The organism is Methylobacter marinus A45 (assembly GCF_000383855.1).
Classification (GTDB): Bacteria; Pseudomonadota; Gammaproteobacteria; order Methylococcales; family Methylomonadaceae; genus Methylobacter; species Methylobacter marinus.
The window spans coordinates 3972353-3997984 of sequence record NZ_KB912877.1 but is presented as its reverse complement, the minus strand read 5'-3'; the positions used below and the strand labels follow the sequence as shown (position 1 = coordinate 3997984).

At 47.1% G+C, this 25632-nt stretch carries 20 protein-coding genes; 12 read left to right on the top strand and 8 right to left on the bottom strand.

Translation table 11 applies throughout. The features are described 5' to 3' along the window. Positions 1–993: 993 nt before the first annotated feature. Positions 994–1737, bottom strand: a complete 744-nt coding sequence (locus tag METMA_RS0118865) for a PEP-CTERM/exosortase system-associated acyltransferase (RefSeq protein ID WP_020160671.1) — start codon at positions 1735–1737, stop codon at positions 994–996. Positions 1738–2118: 381 nt separating this feature from the next. Between METMA_RS0118865 and prsK the strand changes: the two genes are divergently transcribed. Both prsK and prsR read left to right on the top strand, forming a co-directional pair. Next, positions 2119–4215, top strand: coding sequence for an XrtA/PEP-CTERM system histidine kinase PrsK (gene prsK, locus METMA_RS0118860; protein ID WP_232216388.1), 2097 nt, complete (start codon positions 2119–2121; stop codon positions 4213–4215). Between the two features lie 371 nt (positions 4216–4586). Continuing rightward, positions 4587–5942, top strand: a complete 1356-nt coding sequence (gene prsR / locus METMA_RS0118855; protein WP_027147457.1) for a PEP-CTERM-box response regulator transcription factor — start codon at positions 4587–4589, stop codon at positions 5940–5942. Positions 5943–6008: 66 nt separating this feature from the next. Here prsR and METMA_RS27185 read toward each other — a convergent pair whose 3' ends face one another. Beyond that, the gene (locus tag METMA_RS27185; RefSeq protein WP_020160668.1) at positions 6009–6326 is read right to left on the bottom strand and encodes a hypothetical protein; all 318 of its coding nucleotides are present in this window, start codon (positions 6324–6326) and stop codon (positions 6009–6011) included. Positions 6327–6401: 75 nt separating this feature from the next. On the opposite strand from METMA_RS27185, the gene METMA_RS0118845 reads away from it, so the two are divergent. From METMA_RS0118845 to METMA_RS0118835, 3 genes are read left to right on the top strand one after another with little or no spacing between them, the layout of a single operon-like run. Further along, positions 6402–7277, top strand: coding sequence for an exosortase/archaeosortase family protein (locus tag METMA_RS0118845; protein ID WP_084254156.1), 876 nt, complete (start codon positions 6402–6404; stop codon positions 7275–7277). After that, complete coding sequence (locus METMA_RS0118840) at positions 7274–7909, top strand: hypothetical protein (RefSeq protein WP_020160666.1); 636 nt, start codon at positions 7274–7276, stop codon at positions 7907–7909. Before METMA_RS0118845 ends, METMA_RS0118840 begins: the two co-directional genes overlap by 4 nt. Continuing rightward, positions 7899–9074, top strand: a complete 1176-nt coding sequence (locus METMA_RS0118835; protein WP_156830560.1) for an acyltransferase family protein — start codon at positions 7899–7901, stop codon at positions 9072–9074. Before METMA_RS0118840 ends, METMA_RS0118835 begins: the two co-directional genes overlap by 11 nt. 53 nt (positions 9075–9127) lie before the next feature. Here the strand turns inward: METMA_RS0118835 and METMA_RS0118830 are convergent, their stop codons facing one another. The 5 genes from METMA_RS0118830 to METMA_RS0118810 form a co-directional block, all read right to left on the bottom strand. Further along, positions 9128–10600 (bottom strand): sulfatase-like hydrolase/transferase, encoded by a 1473-nt coding sequence (locus tag METMA_RS0118830; RefSeq protein WP_232216387.1) that lies wholly within the window; start codon positions 10598–10600, stop codon positions 9128–9130. A 786-nt stretch (positions 10601–11386) separates the two neighbouring features. Further along, on the bottom strand, positions 11387–12775 hold the full coding sequence (locus tag METMA_RS0118825; protein WP_020160663.1) for a TIGR03013 family XrtA/PEP-CTERM system glycosyltransferase: 1389 nt from the start codon (positions 12773–12775) through the stop codon (positions 11387–11389). 553 nt (positions 12776–13328) lie between these two features. Next, positions 13329–14123 (bottom strand): S1 family peptidase, encoded by a 795-nt coding sequence (locus tag METMA_RS0118820; protein WP_020160662.1) that lies wholly within the window; start codon positions 14121–14123, stop codon positions 13329–13331. Between the two features lie 89 nt (positions 14124–14212). Continuing rightward, positions 14213–15595, bottom strand: a complete 1383-nt coding sequence (locus tag METMA_RS25105) for a VanZ family protein (protein ID WP_051114371.1) — start codon at positions 15593–15595, stop codon at positions 14213–14215. Positions 15596–15623: 28 nt separating this feature from the next. Then, positions 15624–16565: a glycosyltransferase gene (locus METMA_RS0118810; protein WP_020160660.1), complete on the bottom strand. Its 942-nt coding sequence runs from the start codon at positions 16563–16565 to the stop codon at positions 15624–15626. A 267-nt stretch (positions 16566–16832) separates the two neighbouring features. Between METMA_RS0118810 and METMA_RS0118805 the strand changes: the two genes are divergently transcribed. The 6 genes from METMA_RS0118805 to METMA_RS0118780 all read left to right on the top strand — a co-directional run bounded on the left by METMA_RS0118805 (position 16833) and on the right by METMA_RS0118780 (position 23683). Then, a complete protein-coding gene (locus tag METMA_RS0118805) occupies positions 16833–18053 on the top strand; it encodes a glycosyltransferase family 4 protein (protein ID WP_020160659.1) in 1221 nt (406 codons plus the stop codon). A gap of 10 nt (positions 18054–18063) precedes the next feature. Then, positions 18064–18882 (top strand): ABC transporter permease, encoded by an 819-nt coding sequence (locus METMA_RS0118800; RefSeq protein ID WP_020160658.1) that lies wholly within the window; start codon positions 18064–18066, stop codon positions 18880–18882. A gap of 319 nt (positions 18883–19201) precedes the next feature. Further along, a complete protein-coding gene (locus METMA_RS0118795) occupies positions 19202–20482 on the top strand; it encodes an ABC transporter ATP-binding protein (protein ID WP_036249495.1) in 1281 nt (426 codons plus the stop codon). Beyond that, positions 20439–21260, top strand: a complete 822-nt coding sequence (locus tag METMA_RS0118790; RefSeq protein ID WP_027147454.1) for a class I SAM-dependent methyltransferase — start codon at positions 20439–20441, stop codon at positions 21258–21260. The genes METMA_RS0118795 and METMA_RS0118790 overlap by 44 nt, the downstream gene beginning before the upstream one ends. Positions 21261–21266: 6 nt before the next feature. Continuing rightward, positions 21267–22475, top strand: coding sequence for a glycosyltransferase family 4 protein (locus tag METMA_RS0118785; protein ID WP_020160655.1), 1209 nt, complete (start codon positions 21267–21269; stop codon positions 22473–22475). Between the two features lie 11 nt (positions 22476–22486). Continuing rightward, positions 22487–23683, top strand: coding sequence for a glycoside hydrolase family 99-like domain-containing protein (locus tag METMA_RS0118780; protein WP_020160654.1), 1197 nt, complete (start codon positions 22487–22489; stop codon positions 23681–23683). Here the strand turns inward: METMA_RS0118780 and METMA_RS0118775 are convergent. Next, on the bottom strand, positions 23673–23924 hold the full coding sequence (locus METMA_RS0118775) for a hypothetical protein (RefSeq protein WP_020160653.1): 252 nt from the start codon (positions 23922–23924) through the stop codon (positions 23673–23675). The genes METMA_RS0118780 and METMA_RS0118775 overlap by 11 nt on opposite strands. Positions 23925–24344: 420 nt before the next feature. Between METMA_RS0118775 and METMA_RS0118770 the strand changes: the two genes are divergently transcribed. Then, complete coding sequence (locus METMA_RS0118770; protein ID WP_020160652.1) at positions 24345–25487, top strand: glycosyltransferase; 1143 nt, start codon at positions 24345–24347, stop codon at positions 25485–25487. Positions 25488–25632 lie beyond the last annotated feature (145 nt).

Below are 25632 nucleotides of genomic sequence, written 5' to 3'. Positions count from 1 at the left end.
CGAAGCCGTATTGCAAATCACTCGGCATGAATTGCTGAAAGCCAGCCTTAGCTTATTCGGGGCTCATTGCCGGGAAAATGTTCGAATGCTTTCGATAACACATTGATTAAAATAGATTACGCGGAAACTGATTGATACTTAGGTTCGGCTCTTTATCGCCATCATTGCAAAAAATCATGCAAGACCGCGTGCTTAAAAAATCTCAAAGAATACCCAAAAATATTGACGGGATATTTATCAGAATTCACATTCAACTCGATAATTTCTTCAAAAATTTAAGCATTCTTTCGGATTCCTGACCCATATAAGCGGATTAGACAGGCACGGCCTCACGTTGACAGCAAACTCTAGTAAAAATAATGAGCGGACAAGGGAAAAGATCAGTAGATTTGCAATATCTCTCGGGGACTATAACAGCAATGCTGTCAAAATCGCCGGAAAGGCACAAACTTGTTCACAAAGTGTCTGGAATTTCACTTTGTATTAAAAAAACCCTAAAAATTATAGTGTTAGAGTCACTGACAATATGCCTTTCCGAAAACTTTCAATCATTCCGACATGGACTTCCTGGTCCGACATATCAGTACAATTTTCGTAAAAAGTGAACCTGTCACTGATTTTAATAGATGATTGGCTATGGCCTGTTTTCAGATTGCAAAAAATACCCTTTGTTAATTTTGGCTACGCAGCATTATGGTATTGCCTGCTCCAACTTAACGAAATATGTGGTTGATCAAGTACAACAGTATCATTTTTAACTCTGAAAAAAATCCGGATTTGTAAAAAGCAAATCAGTCTTTCTTGCAATAAATAGCTGACTCTCTGCTTAGTGCCCCATGCAAAGAAAACTTTCGGCGAGCTGAAAGTTATGATGAGCTATCCGGTTCAGCCTCCAATAGAATGCTATCCGACACGTCTATATTCATGCTTGCATATAAACCATGCGCGTAGCCAAAAGAATTAGATAAATAATAACGTCAATTTATTATTTATCTAAACCTGATATCTGACTCGTTTATTGTTGGTTTTTGATATTTCCATATCCGAATAAAGGCTGTAGCCTTTCTTGAAATCATTGAGCCAGATTGAGTTTGAAAGTATTTCGCTTAAACCTATTTCAAACGGTATGCGCTCTCCATTAAGACTGCAGGGTTCGCCTATACGCTCCATGCTGAAACCTTCTTTGGCAATAACCCGTGCTAGCGCGTTAGTGCATAAAAAATACCATTTCTTGATATTATTTTCAGCGCTGTACTCTGCCGCTGCACGAAATAATCCCCAAATTATGCGACGTTCGATATTTTTACGACTTTGAAACGGAATGACATTATCGGCTCTTTTAATGCCGTTATGCTCATCTTCCAAGCCTATTGGCGGATCATAGTCGGTATTGCGTCTTCTAATTTCCTTAATCAGACATAATCTGGATATTTCAACCGAATGATTAAAGACGTTATGGTGGATCGGTTTGTTAATAAGACAATGCTCTTCCAAGGGCAATGGTTGTTCGTTCTTGAAAACCATCCTCATGGCGGCAATCCATTGACCCGTATGTTTAGCTCGGACGATAAAATGAGCGGAATGCCCGTCCCATTTATCATACTCTTGCTCTGCGACAAAATTATCCTTGCTTTCAAAGCCCATTTCCTCGCAATAAACCTGGTATCGGATTCCGTAATGCTTTTCCTTGCTTTTCTGGGTATCGGCCAAAAAAACTTCAAAATGTTCATCAAACATGATTTATCTCTCTCTTGAGGTAGTTTATGTTTTAAATCAAATAAACCCAACCGTTAAGCGCTGGGTAAAACCGGATAATTGTTCAATGCATTTAACGGATAGCCAAGCAGTTAGATTTTGATTTATAGTGTTCATGCGGACTGAAGCTTATTCGACTAATGTTAAGTAGAACTTAAAAACGCCGATTTCAATAGTCAGGTCAATAGGTAAAAACGCTTAGTGATGAAGATGGAACAGCCTCAACGGCAGCGCCTGACGGGATAAAGCGGGGCTTGTTTCCTGTTTTTCTCATCGGTGTTATCTATGGTATCCGGCGGCAAAGTCGATCCGAAAGGCACAAGACATAGCCAATGCGCCAGCTCAATTAAAGAAGACAACTCTATGAATCTAATTGAGAATTTCAGTTTCTACAGTTACTTGACGGCGACAGCGGCTTATTTTCTTTTATTGCTTTTAACGCTTGTTAGAATTAAAAAAATTCCTTTTGCCCTGCCTTTTCTCATCGCTGTTTTCTGCTCATTGGTATGGAGCGGTTATACCGTGATCAGCATTCAAGACGATCAATTATTTATTTCGGATACGTTGTCATTTGAAACCGTGCGCAATGTATCCTGGTTCATTTTTTTAACAATCCTTATTTTGAATCAAAGAGTTAATGCAAATTACTTAATGTTTGCCAAGTCCAGGCCGGTCTATGCGATATTGTTTCTGATTGTATTTATTTTTATTCATGAAACATCCGCGGATTTTCGCTATCAGGTTAACGCGGTGCTGGACATGGACCCCCGTCTTTTAGCGCATGTCGTATTTGCGATTATTGGCCTGATCCTGATTGAACAGCTTTATCGAAATGCCACTCAGGATCAGCGCTGGACTGTTAAATTTCTATGTCTGGGCCTGGGTTCGTTATTTACTATCGATTTTTTCATTTACAGCAAGTCTTTGTTGTTCGCAAGACTGGATGCTTCGCTCTGGGATGCCAGAGGCATGCTTAACGCCATGGTAATCCCTCTGCTGGCTGTTTCGACTTCCCGGCTGAGCCGGAATGTCAGCCCTATTACCGCGCCCAGGAAAGTCGTGTTTCATACCACCGTGCTGTTCGGGACGGGAATCTATTTAATATTAATGGCCCAGGCAGGCTTTTATATCCGCGATTACGGTAGTAGCTGGGGAGAACTCGCCCAGATTGTTTTCATTTTTTTAGCCGTGCTGCTGCTATTGATTTTATTCGTTTCGGGGAAAACCCGTGCCCTGGCCAAAATTTATTTTAATAAACATTTTTTTCACTATCGCTACGACTATCGGGATGAATGGATCAAAATGAGTAAGTCGATTGCTCGATTGACGTCTATCGAGGAATTCTCGGGATTTGTTATCCATACCATGTCCAATCTGGTGGAAAGTTCCGGCGGCGGCTTATGGCTTAAAAACCAGCAGGGCGATTTTTATCTGGCGGAAAACAGAAACCTGGGGTTTGAACCCCAACAACAACTGGCTGGGGACGATTCGTTAATCCAATTCCTGATTAACAAGCAATGGGTCATCGACTTTGTTGAGTTTGACAATGATCCTGAAATGTATGACCAAGTCGATCTGTCTCAATGGTATGCCGAAGAAAAAAATGTCTGGTTGATCATCCCGCTATTTCACCAAAATGAAATGATGGCTTTTGTGGTGCTCACTCAGGCCAGAGTACCCAGGCAGCTTAATTGGGAGGATCACGATTTATTAAAAACGGTAGGCATGCAATTAACCAATGCCTTGGCGCTAAACCGTGCCAGCGACGAATTGTCCCGCTCCAGGCAATTTGAAGCTTATAACCGGCTTTCGGCCTATATCGTTCACGACCTTAAGAACTTGGTGGCGCAAATTTCCCTGATTGTCAAAAATGCTGAAAAGCATAAGCACAATCCGGAGTTTATCGACGATTCCATAGAAACGCTGGAAAACGTCGTCAATAAAATGCAGCATTTGGTTGGGCAATTCAGGAAAGGACCTATAACGCCCTCTCAGGAAACCATAATTAATCTGTCGGAAGTCATGGAAGATGTCGCCTTGCAGCAGGCCGGCAATAAACCGGCCCTGGAAATATTGACCGATGTGCATGACTGTCGTATCTTCGGAGAAAGAGAAAAAATGACCGCGATTCTCGGGCATTTGGTGCAAAATGCACAGGAAGCGACCGATGACGAAGGACACGTCAAAATGCATTTATCCAGCGACGAGCGGCATGCTATTGTGCAAGTGATCGACAATGGCATCGGAATGGACAAAAAGTTTATTGCCGAACGATTGTTTAAACCTTTCGACACTACAAAAGGCAATGCCGGCATGGGAATCGGCGTCTATGAAGCGCGGGATTATATTTTAAAGTACTTCGGCCAAATCCTGGTTGACAGTACCCCCGGCAAGGGGACAACCTTCACCATAAAGCTGCCCCTTGCGAACTCAAAAGCTGATGCGGAGGAGCATGCATGAAATAACCCGAGCATTGTAGGAGCGGGAATGCAATAAAACCCGCGATTGGGGCAGGATTTATGTTCATGCTCACGACGCATGGAAGGTGAGGTAACTGTTTGCGCAACACATAGGACGGAAAGCCAGGCCGGTTGCGGGAACTGTAAAATTCACGTTCCTCTCCCCGGCCCTGTCGGCGATCACTGCGTTAATCAATGCAGAACATGCATTGCGTCTGGAGGGCGCGCACCAGGCATGGCTTACCGCTCCTGCATTGCCTGCTTCCTGCTCGGCATCCGGGCTGGAAAAGGAGCAAGAGGCGGAAATTATTTTTTGATTATTCCTGGATCTGCATTTCGCGATTGCTTAATACCAATAGAGAGGGTGATAAGTTGGACAACAATAACGTTTTACTCATTGTAGAAGATGATCCCGGATTGCAAAAACAGCTGAAATGGTGCTTTGAAAACTACCAGACTGTTATCGCCAGTGACCAGAACGAAGCGATTGCAGCCATCCGGCGGTATAACCCGGGTGTAGTAACGCTTGACCTGGGTCTGCCCCCTGATCCGGCCAACGCCAGCGCGGGGCTTGCCACGCTTGACGAAATACTGAGCATCGCGCCCGCCACCAAGGTCATCGTCGTCACCGGCAACGACGACCGGGAGAATGCTGTTCGCGCGGTCGCAATGGGGGCTTATGATTTTTACCAAAAACCGATCGATATTGACGTGCTGCGCATGATCATCGACAGGGCCTGCCATCTAAATCAACTGGAGCAGGAATACATAAAACTGCGGCAAAAAACACAAGAACCTTTGGCCGGCATCATCGCCTCCAGCCGCAAAATGCAGGAACTTTCCCGGGTAGTAGAAAAGACCGCGCCTACCAGTGCCAGTATTTTATTACTGGGCGAAAGCGGTACGGGCAAGGAAATACTGGCCAAGGCCATCCATGGCTTAAGCAGCCGCGCCGATCAGCCTTTTATTGCGATAAACTGCGCGGCCATTCCCGAAAACCTGCTTGAAAGCGAACTTTTTGGCTACGAAAAAGGCGCGTTCACCGGCGCGGTCACGCAAACAAAAGGCAAAATCGAATATGCCGATAAGGGCACTTTCCTGCTTGATGAGATAGGCGATTTGCCTTTTTCATTACAGGCCAAGTTATTGCGCTTCCTGCAGGAAAGAACTATAGAGCGCATTGGAGGAAGGAAAGAGATTCCGGTCGATGTGCGCATTATCTGCGCGACGCATCAGAACCTGCAAGCATTGATAGATGAAGGCAGATTCCGCAGTGATTTATATTATCGAATCAGTGAAATATCAATCAATATCCCGCCCCTGCGAGAACGTGAGGGCGATGCCATCACAATCGCCACCGCATTATTGAACCGTTACAGCCAATTAAACGGCAAGAAATTAAAAGGCTTCAGCAAGGAAGCTGTCCATGCGATTGAATCTTACCCATGGCCGGGAAATATCCGCGAACTTGAAAACAAGGTCAAACGGGCCGTCATCATGGCGGATGGACCAGCGGTAACGCTTGAAGATCTCGAAATGGAGCAGGATAGCGACAATTTAATACCGCTTAATTTAAGAGAGGTGCGGGAAACCGCGGAAACGACAGCGATCAAAAGAGCGCTAACCTATGCCAATAACAATATCTCAAATGCCGCCAAATTGCTCGGCGTAACGCGCCCGACACTGTACACGTTATTCGATAAATACGACATTCAGATTAATGAATAAGCCAGGGGTAAACGTATCCGAACTCTTCTTGATCCAAGTCAGTAAACGAGCATTTCTCGATACTTTTTATTTAAAAGCTAATGTCATGATTTTACACTGATAACCAACATTCAAAGGGATACGCGGCAGCGAAGGCTGAACCTGGGAATTATCGAATGCTGATTTTTTGCTCAAAATACTGGTCAAATCAGGCGACATAAAATAAAAAAGAAAAGGGAATGAAACAGGACCCGCGATTGAGGCTGGCTTTCTGCTCCTGTCCATGCAGTCGTGTTCACGCCCCTTGCCTATATTCCTGTAGGCAACGCCGAAGAGGGACGGAAAGGCAAGCCGGTTACGGGAATCATAAAATTTACGTTCCTGAATACCTGCCAAATAAAGCATTAAGACTTGCCAACGCTATGCGCCATACGGATGGTTTCCGGTTTTAGATAACTCTTTAAAGCAGGTAGAATAGCAATGAACAGTCACACTCTAAACACCCACCGCGCCAATTGTGATATCGCTTTGGAATCCAGGCACTCATGGATACTCTGGCTGGTCTCCCTACAATTGATTGTTTTATACGCCCCGACACTGGCATGGCTTTGGGAACGCTGGACAATGGGCGTCTGGCATAATGGCCATAGCCTTCTTATTGCGGCGGTTGTGCTTTATCTCGTCCATAGGGAACTGCAGAAATGCAGCCATCTGCCACGTAGTTCAAACCCGTGGGGATTCGCTGTTCTATTCCCCACGCTGACCCTGCATATGCTGGATACAGGCATTCATTCACAACTGCTGTCGGCGGTTGCCTTTTTTTTGTCGCTGCCCGGCTTCTCCTTGTTATTTTTAGGCACCAAAAGAACAGCCGCCATATTATTCCCTTTGGGAATGCTGTTCCTGACTTTGCCCATTCCCCTGGTTTTCACCGAATCCTTGCACCTGATACTCCGTTATATCGCCACTGACAGCGCCACCTGGCTGTTGCATATACTCGGAATACCGGCTTATTCCAGGGAAACCTTAATCGAATTGGAGCATGGCACGCTGCAGGTTGCGGATGCATGCAGCGGGTTTTCCACGCTCTACGCCACCGTTACGGTTGCCATAATGACCGCTTATTATTGTCATGACATGCTCAGAAAAATACTGGTGCTGCTGATTGCCGTTCCGCTCGCCATTGGCGTCAATGTCGTTAGAGTTCTGGCGCTGACCCTGCTCGTTAACGCGTTTGGCCTTGATATTCTGGAAACATCGGCGCACGAAATGTCAGGATTATTGACATTTGCCATAGCGCTCCCCGTTATTTTCTGGCTGGGACAGCCCCCGATTTCTGCCGAGGCTCCGCAATGATTTCCTCACGCTATGCCCCGATTGTCGCGCTGCTTCTGGTGCTGCCGCTTATTCCAACCATTATTCACAGCTATCTGGAATTGAAAACGGACGATGGCAAGTCGGTAGCTCAAATAGACCTTGTCCTTAATGACTTTACCTCGCAACCAACTACTCGCAATCCCGGCTGGGGGATGGATGTTTTTGGCACCGAGGACTGGATTGAGCGTGTTTATACCGATAAACAAGGGCATAAAGTCCAGCTATTCGCGGCGCGTTCTTACGATCATAAACGTCTTTATCACCATCCTGAGCTTGCGGTGTCATATGGCCGCGATCTCAGAAGGGAAAAAAGCGTTGTGTTGACAGGCACACGAGACATACCTGTCAACCTGCTACGAAACAGCAATGGTTATGGTTTTGTTGCCTATGCTTTTTTATACGATGGCAAGTTTATTGACGATCCCATTGCTCATCAGCTCATGGATTCACTTAACCTGCTCGTTAGCGCCAGAAACCCCATCACGCTGTTTTATGTATCGGACACCGATACCGCTCCGAGCGCCTCATTCAACAGCACCAACGCGGCAATGATCCTCTCGGAGGCGATCGATAGCTTCGAAAACAATTCTTCATCGAAGCTTGAAGACTGAACCAGTACATGACATAGAGCTGGCATTGTTTTTTACTTCGGACATTAAAACCGGTATGAAAGCCCTATTGGAAGATAAATGGACAATACAATCGCCCCACTTTACCAAGGAACAGACGCTGATACTCAAGGGCGTGGGCATTCTTTTAATCGTCTTGCATAATTTTTTTCATAATCTGACGCCCATTATCGGAGAAAATGAATTCAGCTTTCAGGCTCAGACTTCCTGGAGATTTTATCAAACCGTTCAGAGCCATCCGGCTGAGTTATTGCGGGCGACATTCACTTATTTTGGCCATTATGGCGTCCAGATATTCATTTTTTTCAGCGCTTACGGCTTGACCAGGAAATACAATAAAGAACCGCTGGTTTTTGGCGATTTCTTCAAAGGCAGGCTGTTCAAGATTTACCTGTCTTTTTTGCTCTGCCTCAGTATTTATATACTCCTGGGCCTGGTGAAGGCGGCATTCATGTCGGATGAAAAAGTGTTTTACTGGAACAGTCTGCTCTGGAAAGCGTTATTGATATCGAATTTCATACCCAGGCAGGCCTTGATGCCTGTCGGTCCCTGGTGGTTTTTACCTTTTATTTTCCAGTTTTATCTGTTTTATCCGCTTTTTTTAAAACTGTTTCAAAAATTCCGCGTTAAATTTCTTATTCTTACCGGTATCGCCTTCATCTGTCTGGAGCGGCTTCTCAATCCGTTCCTTATTGCCAACGACATGAATATAAACTATATGATATTCGGCCATGTCCCCGTCATATGCCTGGGGGTGTACGTAGGCGCGCGGGAAAGCATAAAGATCCCCGCCATATACGTCGTGCTGTCTTTTGCTCTGTTTGCGATGGCCATGGTCAATAGCTATGCCTGGCTGATTTCCGACCTGACTTTCACCGTTTTAATCCTGATAGTCTTCATAGCCGCATTCAACTCCCGGTTACAACAGTCGGCCATGGTTGCCCTGCTGATTTTCTTTGGCGATCTTTCCTTCCATTTATTCATGGTCAATGGCTTTTTGAGAACGCCCTTTCATAGCTTTGCCGAAACGTATAACGTCTGGTGGATAGATAATCTGACCGCCCTGGCCAGTCTGTTCTTTTCCACGCTCTTTGCCTTTATTCTCAGCCGGATCGATCGAAGACTGCGCCTGATTTTTCACTCATGAAAAATTCGCGAATAATTAACCTCATTTTCGCGCGCTATTCACCAGGCCGAGGTTTATAAACTTTCCGCCTCCTGCCAGCGCAACGCCTCCCACTCCCTGATCAGAGACTCCACTCTTGACTTATGGACAGGCTCCAACAAGGCTTCCTTATATGGTTTCCATAATTGTAAATCGCTCAGGAAAACCTGCTCGGAACGGAAATCAAATACCGTGCGCACTCCGCCCTGTTTTATATGCGCGATCAACAAAGGCTGGGATAACGTTCCGACTATTTGAAAGACCGGCTTGCCGTTATCGGCCCATGCATTCGTTAACCCGAGCGCGGAGCGGATTACGATTTCCGCGACATCCACTTGTCCTATTGCCTGATCGGCGAAAACATGGGAATCATTGATTATTAATGGTATTTTTGTCTGCGAATCATTGATCGCATGGCCGTGCCCGAGAAACTCATCCTCAAACAAGGATTCGCCATGATCGCCCAGGATCATGAAAGTGACATTATCAAGCAGCTTTCTGTCCTTAAACGCATCCAGGACCTGTTTGACCGCCCAATCGGCACTGGCTATCGCATTCCAGTAAGTGATTGCAAGCCAGTCCCTGTTTTCTATATTGATTTCAGATCGTGGGATTAACTTGTCGGTAAGCCGTTTTTTCATTTTGGGATGCGTATAAGGGAAATGCGCCGCCTGTATATTCAGATAGATGAATTGGGGCTGGCTAAAATCCAGCTCATTCATGTGTGACTGAAACTGTTCTATAACGCGCTCCTCGCTAAGACGCAAACTCCCCTGTTCCTTGCTGGGGAAAACCCGATCATCGATTGCGGTCCGGGCATCAAAGTAATAAATCCCTTCGTTTTTCATGCCCACGTCTGACGCTACATTGCCAAAAGACTCATCCTGTCCGGATATAATCGAGAGCTGGTAGCCTGCGGACTGAAGAAAATCAATCAATGTTATTCTGGCGTGATCCCTAACCAAGCTTCTGTTAAAAATCGCTCTTATGGAAGTCGTGGTATAGCCTGTATGGCTATAGGCGTATTTTATGGCCGAGCCACGGTCGGCTATAGTCCTTAACGTGGGGGCTATGTAATCACCGTCAATTTTCTTTTCCAGCAAATCGGCCCGCGCGCTCTCCAATACGATCAGAACAATGTGCTTGCCTTTTTGCGGTGCTATTTCGGCTAATCCATCCTGCTGCCGGACAGCCTGCACCGCATCCCCCAGAAAACCGTCTTCATCAATCCCATTGCCCGGAATATCCAGCGCCCCGGGATAAATATCGGCATTAAACACCGCATTGTCCTTCGGATAGGAAAAAATACCGAAGCCGTCGAAATCGATATCCGATAGTTTATCCAACCCTTGGCTAATGAGCGCATAAGAGGTTTTTTTGCTCAATCCATACCTTAACGCATCGGCATTGGACACAATGAAAGTCAGCAGAGGGGTCAGCACGGCAATCAAAGCCAGCAGTGCGCGATTATCAGCTTGCGAGGTATGTTGGCTGGGCAATTCGATCATAAAACTGCTTTTATTTAGCATTTTCATGCTAAAAATAAACGCGGCTATGACAACGGTGATTATTCCTATATACAAGGCCAGTTCATCACTGGCATAAAACACCGCCTTCGTTATGCTGCCTCCGCCCAAATGCCTGATTAAGGTGAGGTTTAAAGTATCGTTAAAATAGGAAAGAACCTTAAACTTAAAATTAAGCCAGATTCCCATCAGTAATAAACTGGTAATAATAAAATTATAGGCGATCAGTAATTTATTTTTTTTTAGCTTATTGGCTATATAAAACCATAATCCCGCCGCGAGCCCAAACAAGGCAAAATCAAACCACAGAGCGGTGGTAATAAATACTAAACGGTCGGAAAACGTTTTATATGAATAAGGTTGTAGAAAGCCCCCTGTAAACAAATCATATTTATAATTCAGCAGCGTTAACTCGAAAAAATTAATAATGATGATAACTACAAATATCGCTATTAACTGGCTATATCTCATTATATTTTTTCTTGTTTCAAGCATGATATCTGCCTTTCCAATTACTTTGTCAATGCTCGGCATCGGTGTCATCCGGTTAAATGAAACTAACCTATCATCTAAGCGGCTTTATTTTCCATAAAAGACAGATTGCGAACTGTCCTAATTCAATAAAATGCTCCCGCACGGATAAAAAATCCATGAATGATCCATGCCTTAAATCGGCATTATTAATAGCGGTAATAGCTTTCGATGAGCGCAATAATTAAAGGGCTGGCCAAGGGGGCGGCAGGTTTTGCCAGTTTCTGTTGTATCGGCCTATCTTGCGCCTTTGCCCCATAAAACCACTTCGACTGTGTTTATCATAATGGATATATCCAAAAACAAGCTGTAGTTTTTAACGTAGTACAGGTCGTATTGCAGTTTCTGAATTGTATCGTATTCATCCGCGCCATAGGGATAGCACAATTGCGCCCAACCGGTGATTCCGGGCTTTACGCGGTGTCGCTCCCGGTAATAAGGGATCCTTTCGTTAAAATCCTTAACGAACTCTGGCCGTTCGGGCCTTGGACCGACAAAACTCATCTGGCCTTTTAGTACGTTGAATATCTGCGGTAATTCATCTATCCGGTATTTTCTGATGAAACCACCGACCCGCGTTACCCGACTATCCTGTTGCCGCGCCCATTGCGCGCCGTTTTTTTCCGCGTCAACGCTCATGCTCCTGAATTTGAGCACATTGAAATTTTTGTTTTTTTCCCCGACCCGAACCTGTCGATAAAGCACGGGCGCCCGAAAGCCGCTCTCCAGCATTATCGCCAAAGCCGTCAGCACCATAATAGGCCAGGACACCACCAATAATAACAAGCTTGCCGACAGGTCAAAGCACCTCTTCCCTAACGCCCTTAAACCGCTTTTTGCAAAGCCGTCTGAAAACACCAGCCAACTTGGGTAGACGTCCTCCAGGGAAATTATGCCTTTCTCACGTTCATAAAAAGCCATCATATCCATAATGGTCAAACCGGACATTTTACAATCCAGAAGATCGTCAACCGGCATGACCCGGCGTTTGTCATCCAATGCGATGACAATTTCATCCACTCTAAACTCCTCGGCCACCTGATTAATGCCTTTGTCCGGAGAGATTATCATCGACTGATCCACGGCCGGCACTTCGTCATCCAGTGCGATAAATCCGACGATAATAAAACCTTTATGGATAAAGGATTCATTAAGCGATATCAAGCTATGGGCTTTTTTACCGCTGCCGATAACCAGCACCCTTTTTTGAAGCCGTTCAATATTTGCGAACCGGTAAAATAAAAACCGCGTAATCATCATGCCGGTAAAGGCAAAAACCAAGGCATATATCAGTATATTTCGTGACGTCAAAATCTCAGGCACCAAAAAATAAAGCGTAACCACTGCAAAAATCGCAATAATAAAACTGATGCATGTACGAGCCATCAAATTGTAGTCATCCCAGCTTAAGCTTCTTCTATATAAGCCAAGGCCCGAGCAAGACAGGGTCAACAAGCCCGAAAAGATAATACTGGCCTCGGTAAGATCCTGTTCCGTATCCCAGGATTCAGTATTTAAAAAATGAACATTACTTCCGAAATACATTGAGGTAAAAAATACACATACTTCAATCACAAGCAGCGAGAGATACGCTCTGGATATATGATGATGAAAAATGCGAATCATATTGTCCCCTTGTTTTTTCTATTTAAAGTTTGTTTCACTGTTACATGTTGCAAGTTACCTATCAATGTTAAGCAAGTTCTGGTGGAAATTTGGCGACAATGTCCTGGAAGTATTTCAATCATAATTAATCGGCTGTGATAAACACTGATGTTTCGCACAATCCCAATGCCTTATGATGAATTGTCGTTTTTTATTGATGTTAACCACTTCGCGAACCATCTGCTCAGCGTTATAAAAAGTGCTGCATGAAAAAGCGCCGCCTCCAGCCCATCGCGCATCCGGATCGACTGTCGGCTTAACCGGATGGCTGGCACAGCCTGGCGCAAATTCATTAATCCTGAGAAATCGTTTTCATGATTATCTAAAGCCAAGCGAGCGGCTAACGGTATTTAGCGGTTTCCACAGGCTTGCATCATGAAAATTAGCATAAGCTTTTAAAGTAAAACTTTTACTCTGCAAAAATTTAGATGGAAGAACTTTTAAAAGATTCCGCTTTTGAGGACGTGAAAGAAAATTTAAATATTTCAATCACATACACAAAGCCAGCCATAACTCAATTCATTACTTTGCTTTTCATAAGAATTTCAACATAATTCACGGGAATGGCGTACGTAATGCCGCTAGGCTTCGACAAGACATTTTCTTTGCTCTCCTGGACAAAGACTTTATTGATGACGCCGATAACCTCTCCCGTATCAATATCGTATAGCGGGCTGCCGCTGTTTCCGGGATAAGCCGTCGCATCCAATTGAAATACATCATACGGCTCCTTTAACCGCTTGAGCAGCTTGGCATTCAACTGTTCCGACTTCAGCATCGGAATAACGACCGGACTGATGGCGGAAATGATGCCGCGATGCGTCACGGGATAAAGCCCCAGGATCATACCGATGGGATAGCCGGTAAACGCATAAAGCTGCCCTTCCCGCACCGATGAAACGTCACCTAATTTGACCGGCGGCAGCTGACCTTCGGATAATTTTAAAATGGCCAGGTCATGGTCCTTATCTAACGCCAGTTCTCTGGCAAGCACCGCTTTACTGGCACCGCCCCGGCGGAAAAAAACCGCTAACTGTTCCAGGTGCTCGGCATCCAGTTTCGGCGGTATCACATGGGCATTAGTCACAATCACGCTACCGTCGCCCACGGCGAACCCTGTCCCAAAAAAAACCGCCCTGGGATTGCGTTTGGGCATGTATGTGCCCACTGCCACGATTCCCGGTTTTATCTTTTCCAGGGTATTGGCCAATACCTGATCGGCACGGCCGATATCCGCCATGAAAGGCAGTAGCACTAAAAGCCATTTAAAATTTAAATTTCTCAATAAACCATGCATTAATACTTTCATAACAACGGCTCCATGGTTAATACATAACAATCGATTATTCGGCGTTTTCCGCAACCATCACACAAGTCATCATGAAAAATGCCGATAAACTACCTGAACGACCTGCCCGGCGCTTGCCAGCCAGCGGGCCGCCTGATACGGCCGCGGACGAATTCCCAAAGCCGATAACCCAACAAAGCGCCAATGATTTCTATGACAATATCGGTATTGTTCGGCGACCTGCCCGGCAACGCTATTTGTCCCAGTTCGATTCCGGTCGCAACAGCCGCAATCGACACAAACCCCACCCATTTAAGCAATAGCCCCACCCGCTCATGGCGTGCCGCCTGAGCGATAACCGAAACCATCCCGCCCAACGGCATAAAAAAAACAATTTTTTTACACAGTTCGGTAAGGGCTCGAAACTCGGTGCTGTAATAATAGGCGGTAAAAGGAACGTCCCAAAAACGCGCCAGGCGCACAGACACATAATCACGCTCGATCCGAAAATCAAACGGATACCAGAACATGACGGTCAATAAAATGCTCCAGACTATAAATCCGGCGCAGCCATAGAACAGATACGGCACCGGCTGCGCGTAAACCCGTGTATGCGCCATCTTTTCAGGTTTGAACATTTTATTCAGCCGTGTGCCCAGCCATATGCCCGCGCCCGCTCCGACCGAGGCGGTAATCAGATCCGTGATGTCGGTGATCCGGCTGTAGACGAACAGCTGCGCCAATTCGATCAGCAAGGCGCACAGCAGCGTCCAGACGAACGCCTGCAGCCTGCGATTGGGCTCGTCCAATACGAACAACAGGGCGACAGGCACCCAGATCAGCACATCGGTCAACAGGTTGTATGTCAGCTGAAAGGCGTCGGCGACCTGAAACCCGAACGGAATCAACACAACCCGACCTTCACGCCATTTATGATAAAGCTCTACGGGACTGATGGTCAGGTCCAGGGGCATGACGTTATAAATGAAAAGCAGCACGACATAGGCCTGAAGAATACGCTTAAGCCGGCTGCTTTCATCCCGGGCCAGATGCCATTGGTTCAACCAGTTCATCAGGCGCTCTCCGGCCATCCACCACAGCATTATGCCTATCACGCCCCCTAAGCTTTCGGCCAGAATATCATTGACCGAGACTGTGCGCGGGGGAAAGTACAACTGGGTGAATTCGATGGCCAGGCACAACGCAACACTGACCAGCCAGACAATCGCAGAGCCGATGATTTTCAGGATCAGGTTGGACCGGTGCCATACAATACCCGTCCAGCAAAATGTCAGCGGAATAAAAAGCAGAATATTGGCCACCCAATCGGCACGGGAGGCAATGCCGAGCGGCAGGTAACGGATCTGACGGATTCGCGCCCAGGCCACATCGCTGGGAATCGGCCTGTAATCAAGCGGCACCAGGCTGCCATAAATTACAAAAGCCAGATAAACCATGCCGGAAACAAGCAGGATTTTTTTAGAATACATCATGATGAATGCGATAGCCGAATCATCGTCCCTAACCTTTCATGACCGACAGCAGCATTCTGAAGCTGTGCAAGGAAGCATTATCGGCCAGGGCCGGCAAAAAAGACGCAATTGCTCTCAAGCGCTTCCTGTTTCGTATCAAAGCCACCGCCAGATCAAACCTCGCATTCATCAACGCCTTTAAAAACCCCCGTTTCACCGGCGCGGGCGCCTGCTCCAACTCATGCTTCAGCGATAACAAGGTTTCCACGTTCCTGATCTGGGCGGAAACGGTATCTGAACGCATCAGGCCCGCATCATGCACGCAATAAAACGCCATCGGTTTGCAAACGATACCGACTGACCGGCTGCGGGCACAGGCGCGAATCAGCAGGTGCAGATCCTCGCCGATGCTAAACGATTCCGCATAACCGCCCAACCGCAGGAACGTCCGGCGCGGCACGGAGAAGGTCGATGTATGGCCAAAATAAGACGGAATGAATTGCGCCATGTCATCAAGATCGACGATAGCCGTGTCATGCTCATCGGCCGATGCCAAAACCATGGCGCCAAAACCGCTGCTATCGATCGCGCGGCGCATCACCTCGCCATTGGCCCGCCCGTAATCATAATCGCCAATCAGAAAGTCCAGATCGGGCTGTCTTTGCAGCAACCGTGCGTGCCAGGCCAAACGGTGCGGATAGTACCAGTCATCGACATCAAGAAAAGCCAGCCACTCGCCCCGCGCCAGTTTTGCTCCTGTATTGCGGGCATTTGAAACGCCCGAGTTAGACTGATGGTGATAGCGCACTTTAGCGCCGTACCGACGGATAACGGCCGGCGTATCATCGGTTGAGCCATCGTCGACAACAATGATTTCGAAATTTTTATAGGACTGCGCCAGCACCGAGTCAACGGCGCGAGAAAGCGTAGCCGCGCCATTATAGGTGGCGATAATGACTGAAAATGTCGGATGAGTTGAGGACATCGGCATACTTTTTCTCCAGTCAGAATAAAAACCCGGCGCCCGGTCAGGCGGATGCCGGCAGATCAAGCGTGCTGGTAAAGAAACAGATCTTATACGCAACTCCGTCGCAACCCACTTTTTTTAAGGGAATTTTTATGTTTCACAAGCGGATAACTCTCTATAATCCTAGCCGACTGGTTATTAAAAGAGTCGGAACGCTTGGACGGATTGCCGCTGATTTTTAGCGGAGCAACGTTTCCAGACGCACAAAACCTCACGCCGGGACGCCTGATCATGAGCTTAAACGCTAGAAAACGTATTCTCTTCGTTGAAAACGGCATAGGCTATGGCGGCGCTATTATCTGTTTGCGGCATCTGGTCAGAAACCTGGACCGCGGCCGGTTCGTACCCATGGTAATCACGGGCCGCACGGGGCTTCAGTACCAGGAAATCGCCGCTGAAGCGGAATGGCGACATTTACCCGACCGGCACATTGACATTGCCGGCGCGCATCTGAAGCTGGACTCGCAAGACTGGCCCGACAAAATCCCCGGCCTGCGCTTTGTCATCAACCAGCTATTAGCCAGAACCGATGATATTGCCAACTTTCTGCCCTTCTTTGTGCAACTGCTCTGGACAGCCTGGCGCTTTAAAGCCGATTTGATTCATGCCAACAACGAACCTTTATGCAACAGAGCCGCATTACTGGTCGGAAAAGTGCTAAAGCGGCCCGTGGTTTGCCATGTGCGCGGCAATCAGACAGGCTCCCGTTTAATGAACTGGGCGTTCAGCCTGCCGGATTACTTCATCCCCGTCTCGCATTGGGTCGCCGATAACATGCAAAACCAACTCGGTGTTCCCGCCGAAAAAATGCGCGTTGTTTACGACGGCATCGAACTCGAAAAATTAAACGCGCAGGCGAACGGCCGGCAATTCCGGGCACAGTACAAGATACCCGCGGACAGTTTCGCCGTCGGATTGGTGGGCTTGCTGATTCCCTGGAAAGGTCAGGAACTCTTCCTTGACGCCGCCCATCTACTAAAAGACAAAATCCCCAATCTGAAAATGCTGATAGTGGGCGGCACACCGGATGATTGCCTGGCTTACGAGAAGATGTTGCGTCAGCGCGTCGACAGGGAAAACTTGCAGGACCTGGTGACCTTCACCGGCCATATAGCCGACATGGCGACCGCCTATAATGGTCTGGATATCGCCGTCTCGGCCTCCACCAGTCCTGAGCCGCTGGGCACGATGGTGATCGAATCGATGGCCATGGGCCGTCCGCTGATCGGCCCCGATCATGGCGGCGCGGCGGAAATGATCGACGATAACGAAACCGGGCTGCTGTTCGCCCGGAAAGACGCGCACAGTCTTGCTCAGGCTATTTGCAAATTTTACGGCAATCCGCAGTTAAGGATTCAACTTGGCACGGCCGCCAGACAGAAAGCGCTCGATACTTTCGCCGTGGAGCGACACGTTGAGCTTATCCAGAACCTATACGATACGCTGATTTGAGCCCATACCTATGATTACGATCGCCAGAAACCTCTACCAATACCGGGAACTCATTACCGCCCTGGCCTGGAAAAATATAGCGATCCGCTATAAGCAGGCCTATCTGGGCATTTTATGGGCGGTGCTGAAACCGGTCATGCTGATGCTGATTTTCACCCTGGTCAGAAGTTTTGTCGGCATAGAGACCGGGGACATACCCTACCCCATACTCACTTTTGCAGCCCTGCTGCCTTGGGTATTCTTTCAGGAATCAGCCTCGGAAGGGGTAAACAGCGTTACTTCCAATGCCGCACTGATCAAAAAAATATACTTTCCGCGCGAGGTATTTCCGCTGACTGCCATGGTCACCAAACTGGTGGAACTGACCATCAGCTTTTTCATACTCGCCGGCATGATGATGTACTATCAGGTGATGCCAACGATCCATGCATTGTGGACGCCGGTCATTGTCCTCTACACCATGGTCGTCGCGCTCACCATCAGTTTCTTCGGGGCCGCCATCAATGTCTATTACCGCGATATGTCCCAAGCCCTGCCGGTCGCCCTGTCCCTGCTAATGTACGGCTCGCCGGTCATATACCCGCTGAGCCTGGTACAGAAAAAACTACTCGAGGAACAGGCTGCGGGCGAATGGTCGGAAAGACTTTACACGCTATATACGCTCAATCCCCTGGCGGGTATTATCGACAGCTGCCAGCGGGTGCTGCTGAAAGGACTGCCGCCGGACTTTGATTCACTCCTGCCCGGATTAATCCTGACAATGCTTATCCTGCCGCTCAGTTACCTTTATTTTAAGCGTGCCGAAAACTGGTTTGCGGATATCATATGAACGCCTGACTGGACCTGAAACCGGTGACTATGTGTAAAATAGCCCTGTTTACAGCGATATACGGTGTTGGACGGGCTATCCTCGTAGAAAATCAAACCGTACCGTATCTACAAAAATCTTCAAAAAATACCGGCCTTTCATCAACGACGGCCAAAATGAATCTAACTTGGGAACCAAGCGTCATCAGATTTGACAAAGAAAGGCGTAACTCAGGAACTAGGAAATGCGCGGAGTGCCGCTCCACTTGAATTAGGTGCTGTCATAAACATTGAATATTTGATACTCAACTGGCTGAACATAACGAGACTTGAAAAACATCATGCCTATTATAGAAGTCAATCACCTAACCAAAGAATACCAGCTCGGTCATATCACCAGTCTGAAGGAAAATGCGCTTAACGTCTTAAGGCGGCTGAGCCGGAGGCCTATCCATGAACGGGAAAAATTCAAGGCGCTGGACGATGTCACCTTCCATGTCGAGGAAGGCGAAGTGGTCGGCATCATCGGCCATAACGGCGCCGGCAAGAGCACGTTGCTTAAACACCTGGCGAACATCTCCAAGCCTACCAAAGGCAACGTCATCGTACGCGGCAGCGTTGCCCCGTTAATCGAAGTGGGCGCCGGCGTCAATCCGGAACTGACGGGACGGGAAAATATTTTTCTCAACGGCTCCATACTCGGCATGCCTAAAAAAGTCATTCAGCAGAAACTGGACGAGATTATTGCCTTTTCCGAGCTGGAACAGTTTATCGACACCCCGGTTAAACGTTATAGCTCGGGGATGGCCGTTAAACTCGGATTTTCCATTGCCACCAGCATCGAAGCCGACATCCTGATTGTGGACGAGGTTCTGGCGGTAGGCGACATTGCCTTCCAGCGCAAGTGCATAAACCGGATGGAAACGCTCATCAAGAATGAAGGCCGAACTGTTTTGATTGTCGGGCACAATGTCAGGCAACTGGAGCGCATGTGCTCCAGGATGATATTGCTCCGGCAGGGTCAGGTGGAACTGGATGGCACGCCGGGACAGGTGTCCAAACTGTTTTTCGATGAAAGCACCGCTAAAAGTCAATCTCAGCTTCAGCAACAAGCCCAAACCAAATCCCGCAAGGGCCCCGAGGAAGTTGAAGTGCGCGAGATCGAATTGGCCTCCTGCCAAGAAATCAATGGCGTCAAGAGCGTTCCCTTGTTTTCCGATCTCAATTTCCGCATCAAGCTCTATTGCCGCCATGCCATCAAAAATGCCGAGATCAATATCGGCCTGCACAACGCCGAAATGATCTTTGTCGCCAAGGCCAGCTCTCTCATGCAGGCTGATCCCGTCGATCTTGCCGCTGGCGAGAATATCATTGAAGTAACCATCCCCGGCATCTCGCTTTCGCCCGGCCCCTATGGCCTGGGTATCGGAGTTTATGACTGGTCGCGCCGCCCCTTGGGCGGGGGCACCAATTTAATTACCCTTTCCATCGACGTCAAACCTGAACATCTTCCACAGTTACCGGAAGGCACACTGACCTATCTGCCCGTAACCTGGAATTTCGCCACTAGGGAAAAGCATGAACAATACCGTAGTTTCCACAATACTTATAATTGGGTTTAGTCTCGTTCTGCTCATTATTGCATTGCTGGCCTTCAAATTGCGGCAGTCTTTGTGGGATATGCATGAACAAATGCAAAAAGCATATATAAAGCTCAGCCAGGCAGAGACACAAATGGAACATATGCTTCAGCAGACTAAAAATTCGATCAACATCGCAAAAGAAGAAGCCGTGAATGCAACAGGCTTATCCGCCCTTGGATTTCAATTTCCGGTGTTTTTAGGCGGCCCCAGCATAGACGCATGGCATGCCAGGCACCTGCTTTTCATACTGCAAGAATATAAACCGCGTACAATCCTCGAACTCGGGTCCGGCAGCTCCACTATCATCATTGCCCGCGCTCTTCAGCTAATGGACGCCCCGCCCAAGTTGCATATCTCCGTGGATCACGAGTCCAGATTCTTAAAAAACACACAAGATTTAGCTCGTCAAAATGGAGTCGAGCAACTGGTAACTTTTAAGCATTGCCCCTTGCAGCCACTGGCAGGCTTTGATTTACCCTGGTATTCGGGTATTCCTGAAATTGTGGCCGATACGAAGCTGGATTTAGTAGTGATAGATGGACCGCCTGCTTTTGCTGAAAATATGGACTATGCACGAGAGCCGGCGCTGCCCGTACTGCGGTCTTTCCTTAGCGATAATGCTGTTGTTGTGCTTGATGATGCCAATCGCCCCGGCGAACAAACTATCGTGACCAACTGGCTTAAACAATATCCGGAATTGCGTCGTCTCCATATACCGCAGGGAAAAGGCATAGCCGTTTTAACACTGCAGCCTTGACTGTCCATGAAAAAGCCGGTTCATGTTTTATTTATCTCACATGATTCCAGTCTGTACGGCGCCCAACTTTCATTGCTCGGCTTACTGCAAAAATTAGATCGCAACCGTTTTAAACCATGGGTGGTTGCGCATCATGAAGGCCCATTAACGGTGGCGATACGGAATTTAAATATCCCTGTGATCCTGCTCCCAATAGTTCATTGGATAGCGGCGGGAAAAGCCATTGAAAAACCATGGTTTCATCGAGCCAAAACGTTCACGCGAGGACTACGAGGCCGTGCCTGGGCGCTTGCCCATCTGATTGAACGGCATAACATTGATATTGTTTACACGAATACGATCACTTGTATCGAAGGCGCTATAGCCGCGAAAATGACCCATCGCCCTCATGTATGGCACCTGCGCGAGCAGGTCAAAGGAAACAGTCAGTTACGCGCCCTTTTGCCATCATTTATGATTTTGGGGCTTATACATGCCCTATCATGGCGGGTACTGGTCAATTCTCGTCACCTTTACCGAGCCTATGCGTATTATCCCTTGCGCAATAAACTTGCCATTATATATAACGGCATCGACACCGAGAAATTCGACATTGATCGCGAGAGCGCCTCTTACGCATTGCGATCTGAACTTGATATCCCAAAGGACCACAAAATCGTCGCCATCATCGGTTCGATCATTCCGAGAAAGGGCCTGTTTTTGTTTGCTGACGCGGCCTCATACTTGGTCGTCTCCCTATCCGATGTCACTTTTCTTGTGGTCGGCGATGGCCCTTCCGACTATGTTCGGCTTGTTCAAAATCGCGTGCGAGAGCATGGGTTGGAAAGGAATTTTCGTTTTGTCGGTTGTCGCTCCGATATTCCCCGAATTCTGGCGGGCGTGAACTTAGCCGTCACTGCAGCGGATGAGGAACCTTTCGGTCGCACCGTTATAGAAGCAATGGCAGCCGGCGTTCCAGTCGTATCGACAAAATGCGGAGGACCCGAAGAAATCATTATTGACGGGGTAACCGGTTTGCTCGTCCCCTTAGGCGGCCCTTCTCAAATGGCGCAAGCCATTAAGCGCATACTAAGCGACCCAGAGCATTCCACAAGCTTGGCTGCCGCGGGCAGAGACCGCGTTAATCAAAAATTCACACTACAAGCATATGCCGACAATGTGCAGTCTCAGTTGGAATCCGTGAACCGTTACTACGGCTCAGCAGACAAGATTTAGAGAGAGAAATAATGCCAGATATTCGCGCTATTGCTTTCTACCTGCCTCAATTCCATCCAATACCTGAAAACGATGAATGGTGGGGGCCCGGTTTTACCGAATGGCACAATGTCACCAAAGCCAGACCTGCTTTTCCCGGGCACTATCAGCCGCACTTGCCCGCCGATCTCGGTTTTTACGACCTAAGGTTGCCCGAAGCGCGTGAAGCACAAGCCGAGCTCGCGCGTCAATATGGTATCCATGGTTTTTGTTATTACCACTATTGGTTCAATGGTCGAAGAATTCTTGAACAGCCATTCAATAAGGTATTGGAAAGCCGCAAGCCTGATTTTCCGTTCTGCCTTTGCTGGGCCAATGAAAACTGGACTCGTGCCTGGAATGGTGGCGAAAACCATGTTCTGCTTCGACAACAATATAGCCATGAAGACGACCTGATCCATATCAGGAACTTGTTGCCAGCCTTTCAAGATGACCGTTACATCAGGATTAATAACAGACCTCTGTTTCTGGTTTACCGCACCGGATTATTACCCGATCCTCAACATACGGCTGAAATATGGCGGGAAGTGGCTTTAAAAGAAGGCATTGGTGATATTTACCTCGCCCGCGTAGAATCATTTAGCGATGAAACTGCCCCCAATTCTATCGGATTCGATGCTTCCGTTGAATTTGTACCCAATCGAAGTTACGCTGGAATAGAACCATTTGATACCCAAATATATCAATTTTTCGGCCGGTTAAATCTATTTCCAAAAGGCTTAATCAATAGAAAAGTTTTTGACTATGACGAAGTTGTAAAAGCCATGATCAGACGTCCAAATCCTGATTATAAAAAGTTCCGTTGTGTAACCCCGAATTGGGACAACAGCGCCAGACGTAAGGAAGGCGGAGTAACATTCATTAATTCCACTCCGGAAAAATATGGTTACTGGCTTAATGAAGCAGTGGAAAATACCAACAGGATATTCAGCGGGGATGAAAAAATAATTTTTATCAATGCATGGAACGAATGGGCAGAAGGCAATCATCTGGAGCCTGATAATCGCTGGGGACGTGCCTATCTGGAGGAAACAGTTAATGTGCTTAAAACATCTGAAAGAAACACAACTCATTTGTCCATTATAAGGGAATCGCCGCCTTACACGCGGCCGCTGCTATTTCTGAAATATTATATGGATCGTTATATTAATTGGCGTTTTAAGCGCTAACTGTTTTACCCATGGATTTCGTTGGTTCAGTTATATTGCCCGACCCTGCCACTTGTGCCATGAAAATAAATACAACGAACCATTTGTTGTTTAAAGAATCAAATAGCCGGAGTTTATTAAACAGTTGCCTGGACATAGCCTGCGAGGCAATCGCCGCATTAAATGGCGAAGTACAGTTTCTTTGCGCCGGACCGCCGCATTCCAGTTTTGATTTGATGCCTTTCGGCATCAAATCAATCAAGGCCTTATGCCGTTTTACTGTTGCGTTTCCTGTCCGGACAAGAGTTCGCGGATCATGTTCCAATAAGCGATGCGCTGCTGCCCTACCTCAAAATTATCGACAAGAGAAAAAGCGGAGACAGGGAGCGTCGTCGGTAAATGTATCGGCATTCGCTGAAAATATTCGGGAATGCCTATCGATTTCGGCAGAGGCTAGAAATCGGGCTGCCAGATGTCCGGCGGAACAATATAACTGAGCAACAGAGTTGCCCCCATTGTAGAGATAACTAACGACTGGCATGAAAATGCCGCATAAGCATGACATTTTTTCAACCTGTAGGTGTTAGTAAGAGGTCTATTGGCCTGCTATTGACAAGGAAGCCTGAAAAAGTTGGTTTTTTGTAGTTATCCGCATAAACACAGATTAACTTTGGGCAAAAAAATGACGGCGAAAAAAAATATTGTTCTGTTCTGGTTCATGAATGACTGGGGCAAATATGGAAGAGCCTACGAAGAAATTGCCTTAGCGCTTTCCAGGCATCCCAATACCTGCCAAGTTACCTGCGTGCTCCCGCCTGTCAAAACCGACAACCAACAATTCATGGCGGCCATTCACAAACATACTGAAAACCTGACGGTTATTACGCCATTTTGGCAGTCCATTAACAGAATCGGCATCGGATACCGTTTGAGGACATGGTTTAACAATAAATATCCGCCGCTCAGGCTGATACGTTTGTACCTTTATTTCAAGGGATACCGTAAAGATAATACCGTGTTATGGCTCTACCCTCCGCACCCGTTTATTCCCGAATTAATCAATAGTATTCCTCATAAAACACTGGTAACCCAGATAGTTGATAATAAAAGTTTTAGAGATGAGTCCAGCCAGACGATAGCGTTCGCCAAATTGCAATATAGCGAATTGAGCCAATCGGCTAATTTGGTTATTACTTCCTCGGCGGTTAACTATTCTATATTCTCTAAGCTTAGTAATAATTGTTTGTTTATTGAAAATGGCGTCAGTGAAAGGTTTATATCCGCTCCCTCCGATTTTCCGTTTAGAAAAAACAACGTCCAGCCCAGGCTGGGCTATTTAGGGTTTATTTCTCAACGTACCGATATCGAACTAATACGACATGTTGCTCTTATGAGGCCCGATTGTTTGTTGCTTATCGCGGGACCTGACGAGGGACTAGTTGAACCTTCAGGCATCACTGAGCTATCGAATGTAAAATACATCGGCCCTGTTCCTCATATACAGGCGCCTTGCTTTCTCCGGAATCTGGATATTTGCCTGATACCCCACAAGGATAACGAATACAGCCGCTCCATGAGTCCGTTAAAGCTGTTTCAATATTTGGCCTCTGGAAGGCCTATCGTTTCAACCAGGGTTGCCGGCACTGAAAGATGGGGAGAGCTTGTCATGCTGTCAGAATCTTACGATACCTTTGTCCGCAATATTGATATGACATTTGAAACAGATAACCTGGAAAAAAGCGCTATGAGAATTGAAGCCGTAAAAGCCGAAAATTGGAACAATCGAGTTGATCACATGGTAAACAAGTTAATGGAACTGGACTGAAATCAGCAACGCAGAAGCTATTGCCGAGGACGCGAACGCCTTACAGGGTGGAGGCGATGAAATTGCGCCTGGAACTGCAATTAAAAGCACGAAGTTTAAGCCATGGATTAACTTAATTTTCATCTTCGTGATGAATAAGGTTTTT